This window comes from uncultured Thiodictyon sp. (assembly GCF_903828115.1).
Taxonomy (GTDB): Bacteria; Pseudomonadota; Gammaproteobacteria; order Chromatiales; family Chromatiaceae; genus Thiodictyon.
This window is the reverse complement of the sequence record NZ_CAIKKU010000691.1, coordinates 1-3973: the sequence shown is the minus strand read 5'-3', so window position 1 is coordinate 3973 and position 3973 is coordinate 1. Positions and strand designations below refer to the sequence as shown.

Genomic DNA, 3973 nt, shown 5'->3' with positions numbered 1-3973 from the left:
GGCAATAACAACTGGGCCTTGTAACGGGTAACTGTGAAGGTCCGCGCGAATGTGAGTACAACCGAGGAACCGGATGCGGGAAAACTGCACGTCCGGGATTGCGCCGGGGGCGCCGGGTAACCGGCGTTCCTACGGCGGAGACCTATTCTTGGCCTCGGTTGCCAGAAAGGCGATCCCACTCCAATGGGACAGATATTTAGTGCCTTATTCCGCTTGGGAAACGCTGACTAAATCGCCATGAACTGATCGGGCGCTTGGAAAATCCGCATGTTAGCGGGCAGATTCAGACGTAATCGGCGTTTCGCTAGCGCTGCCCTTTTTCGGATCATCTTTACGCCAAGCATCTTTCGTTCGGGTGTAGCTTGCTTTTTCGACGACAACGGTTGTGCCATCTTGAATGTAAACAAATCCGTTCTTGACGCCAAACCCCCCTTTCTCAATGCGGAAGGCACGATCTTCAAAGCCGGTTATCTCGGCGTCAAGATGTCCATCCGGCTTTATTGTTACATCAGCGCCGTCCATCGACGATGCAATCCCGATACCATCGATCTTAACCTGCTTATCACCGCCAGTAAATTCGCGATACCTTTCTCCGAAATATTTCTTGTCTAGCACCGGGTTCGCGGGTTCGTTCCAAAACATCGGATTTCTAGCATTCTGCGTGTAATACCATGCGAGTACATATTCTATTAGGTCGGCGGTCTTGGGCGCCATATCACCAGTAGACTCCGCTAGCGCGCCAGGCTGATTTTCTTGCTGCGATTCGTTCGGCTCCGCGGCTAAAGTACCGCTTATAGCCATAGCAGAAATCAGGAACGCTGCAACGGTTGTCCGGATCGCGTGGCTTGCATTCATGGTGTGGTCTCCAAAAAGTCTAACGTGTGCTAGCTCGAGACGGGCCGACGCCGGACTAGGCTGGCGCGGGCCGCTTGTGGACTAGCTTGTACTAGGATACTAGTAGTCTAGACTGAATCCAGTCTAGACCACTAGTATCCTAAACCAACCATGCCAACCATGCCAACCCCGCCCCGCCGCGAAGACGGCACCCCCTCCAACTGGGACCGCTACCTGGATCTCCTGATCCACCGCGGCGTGCCGGAGAAGATGCGTCCCTGGTACGTGCGCCGGGTCGAGGCGTTCCTGAAGGCGCTACGCCCGGTGTCCTTGTCCAGCCTGACGGCCGAGCAGGTCACCGGCTACCTCCAGGAGGTGTCGAGCCAAGGGCAAGTTACCGGGTGGCAGTTTCGCCAAATCGTCGATGCTTTGCAACTGCTTTTAGTTGACCTAAGTCAAGCCCCGGTCGGAAAGGGTATCGATTGGGACTGGTGGAAGGCCGGCGGCAAGACGTTGGCGCCGGACCATCCGACCCTTGGGAAGTCGCAGGCGCCGGGTGCGGGTCCGCGGTTCGCCGGTGCGGCGGCGGCCTTCCCGCTCCTGGAGACCCTGGCGCGGACCATCCGCGCGATGCAGTACTCGATCCGCACCGAGCAGGCCTATGTGGATTGGTGTCACCGGTTCCTGGCGTTCTGCGGGGACAAGCCGACGGAGGCCCTCGGGGTTGAGGACGTGCAGCGGTTCCTTACGCACCTGGCGGTGGACCGGTCGGTGTCGGCCAAGACCCAGGGCCTGGCCTACAGCGCGGTGGCTTTCCTGTTCAAGCAGGTGTTGGAACGGCCCTTGGAGGACGTGCGTTTCTCCCGGCCGAAGCGCCAGCAGAGGCTGCCGGTGGTGCTGACCCGGGAGGAGGTGCGCCGGTTGTGTGAGGCGATGGACGGGACCTTTGGCCTGATGGCGCGGCTGATGTACGGGACCGGGATGCGGCTGATGGAGTGTGTGCGGCTGCGGGCGGCCGACGTGGACTTTGGGAATCGCTCGATCGTGGTGCGCAACGGGAAGGGCGGGAAGGATCGGATCGTGCCCTTGCCGGAGCGCCTGCGGGAGCCGGTGCAGATCCACCTGGCGCGCGTGAAGACCCTGCACGAGCGGGACCTGGCGGGCGGTGCAGGCTGCGTGTATCTGCCGGATGCCTTGGGGCGTAAGTACCCGAACGCGGCGCGCGAGTGGATCTGGCAGTATGTGTTTCCGAGCAGCCGGCTGTCGCAGGACCCCAAGTCGGGGGAGGTGCGCCGGCATCATCTGCACGAGTCGTCATTGCAGATGGAGATCAAGGCGGCCGGGCAACGCGCGGGGCTGCCGAAACGGGTCAACAGCCATGCGTTGCGGCATTCGTTCGCGACCCATCTGCTGGAGGCGGGTTACGATATCCGCACGGTGCAGGAACTGCTGGGACATGCGGACGTGTCGACGACGATGATCTATACCCATGTGCTCAATCGGCCGGGGGTGGTGCCGGTGAAGAGTCCGGTGGATGCGTGGTAGGGGCGGGGTCTGGGCGCGCGCGGGACGGCCGCGGGATGCTACACTCCAATGATGTCCAAAGCGCTGACCGCTGAAGATGTTCTTCCGATCGTCGCGTGCCTGACGCCGCGCGAGGTACAGTTCCGGCCCCCGGGCAGGCGGCGGCCAATAGCCGCGGCTCTTGTCGGCGGCACCTAAAACGTTCGGGACGGGGTGAATACCCCGTCCCGCCTGGGGGCTCAAGAGGGTTTCTATTCGTCGCCCGCGACCTGTTGCGCAGCACCGCGTAGACGCAAGGTCGCCCACATTCCATCGCCTCGTGCCTCGAAGAATCCGACCTCCGCCTCCGACACGACAATCAACTTGTGAGAGGTTTCCCACTTCACAGAAACAACGCCATAGTCGCGGGCACGAAAGACGTTGCCGACCTCCGGAATCGGCTGATCCGGGCGAGCGACCGCGACCTGTCTGCTCGGGGCTGTCGTAGAACCGCTGTCGCGGACCAAGACGTATGCGATCAGGGCGCCGTCCGGAGAAGGGGCTGACTGCTCCACCGCGGTGGCTGTTGGCGTGCCGAACAGGATCTCCAGCCATATCAAGTTCAGCGACGGAATCAATCGAATGAAAATGGCCAATGCAAACCCCAGCATGAAGCCGAGCAAGAACGATCGAGGGTGAAGTCGCATTAGCCCAGCTCGCAGGTGACGGATTAGCAGCGCAAAAGGGGCGGCCCGCAATATTCTGTCATCCAGGGGATAGCGTCAAGTCTTGCGATTTGCATAGTCTCTTCCGGGCGCCGCGTGCAAAATACAAGATGGCTGCTCTGGTACGTGCGCCGGGTCGAGGCGTTCCTGAAGGCGTTGCGGCCTGAGTCCCTGTCCCGGCTGGCGGCCGAGCAGGTGATCGGCTACCTCCAGGAGGTGTCGAGCCAAGGGCATCTCGCCGACTGGCAGTTTCGCCAAACGGTCGACGCTTTGCAACTCATCTTAGTTGATCTAAGTCAAGTCCCCGCGGGAAAAGCTGTCGACTGGGACTGGTGGAAGGCCGGCGGCAAGGCGTTGGCGCCGGACCATCCGACCCTTGGGAAGTCGCAGGCGCCGGGCGCGGGGCCGCGGTTCGCCGGCGCGGCGGCGGCCTTTCCCCTCCTGGAGACCCTGGCGCGGACCATTCGGGCAATGCAGTATTCGATCCGGACCGAGCAGGCTTATGTGGATTGGTGTCACCGCTTCCTGATGTTCTGTGGCGACCAGCCGACCGCAGCGCTCGGGGTGGAGGACGTGCAGTGGTTCCTGACGCATCTGGCGGTGGATCGCTCGGTGTCGGCCAAGACGCAGGGCCTGGCCTATGCCGCGGTGGCCTTCCTGTTCAAGCAGGTGTTGGAGTGGATCTGGCAGTACGTGTTTCCGAGCAGCCGGCTGTCGCAGGACCCCAAGTCAGGGGAGGTGCGCCGCCATCATCTGCACGAGTCGTCATTGCAGATGCAGATCAAGGCGGCCGGGCAACGCGCCGGGCTGCCGAAGCGGGTCAACAGCCATGCGTTGCGGCATTCGTTCGCGACCCATCTGCTGGAGGCGGGCTACGATATCCGCACGGTGCAGGAACTGCTGGGACATGC

At 61.8% G+C, this 3973-nt stretch carries 4 protein-coding genes; 2 read left to right on the top strand and 2 right to left on the bottom strand.

The window, feature by feature from the left end; all coding sequences use genetic code 11:
• Positions 1-270: 270 nt before the first annotated feature.
• Positions 271-855, bottom strand: a complete 585-nt coding sequence (locus tag QZY48_RS26060; RefSeq protein WP_295436442.1) for a hypothetical protein — start codon at positions 853-855, stop codon at positions 271-273.
• Between the two features lie 150 nt (positions 856-1005).
• Between QZY48_RS26060 and QZY48_RS26055 the strand changes: the two genes are divergently transcribed.
• A complete protein-coding gene (locus tag QZY48_RS26055; protein ID WP_295436441.1) occupies positions 1006-2379 on the top strand; it encodes an integron integrase in 1374 nt (457 codons plus the stop codon).
• 230 nt (positions 2380-2609) lie between these two features.
• On the opposite strand, the gene QZY48_RS26050 is transcribed toward QZY48_RS26055, so the two are convergent.
• Complete coding sequence (locus tag QZY48_RS26050; RefSeq protein WP_295436439.1) at positions 2610-3020, bottom strand: hypothetical protein; 411 nt, start codon at positions 3018-3020, stop codon at positions 2610-2612.
• Positions 3021-3158: 138 nt separating this feature from the next.
• Here QZY48_RS26050 and QZY48_RS26045 point away from each other — a divergent pair.
• Positions 3159-3973: phage integrase N-terminal SAM-like domain-containing protein (locus tag QZY48_RS26045; RefSeq protein ID WP_295436438.1), on the top strand; the 815-nt coding region annotated here is incomplete at its 3' end.

What these genes read in the sequence shown, in the direction of transcription:
- QZY48_RS26060 (WP_295436442.1), bottom strand. Translation starts at nt 855, where the DNA reads ATGAATGCAAGCCACGCGATCCGGACAACCGTTGCAGCGTTCCTGATT.
- QZY48_RS26055 (WP_295436441.1), top strand. Translation starts at nt 1,006, where the DNA reads ATGCCAACCATGCCAACCCCGCCCCGCCGCGAAGACGGCACCCCCTCC.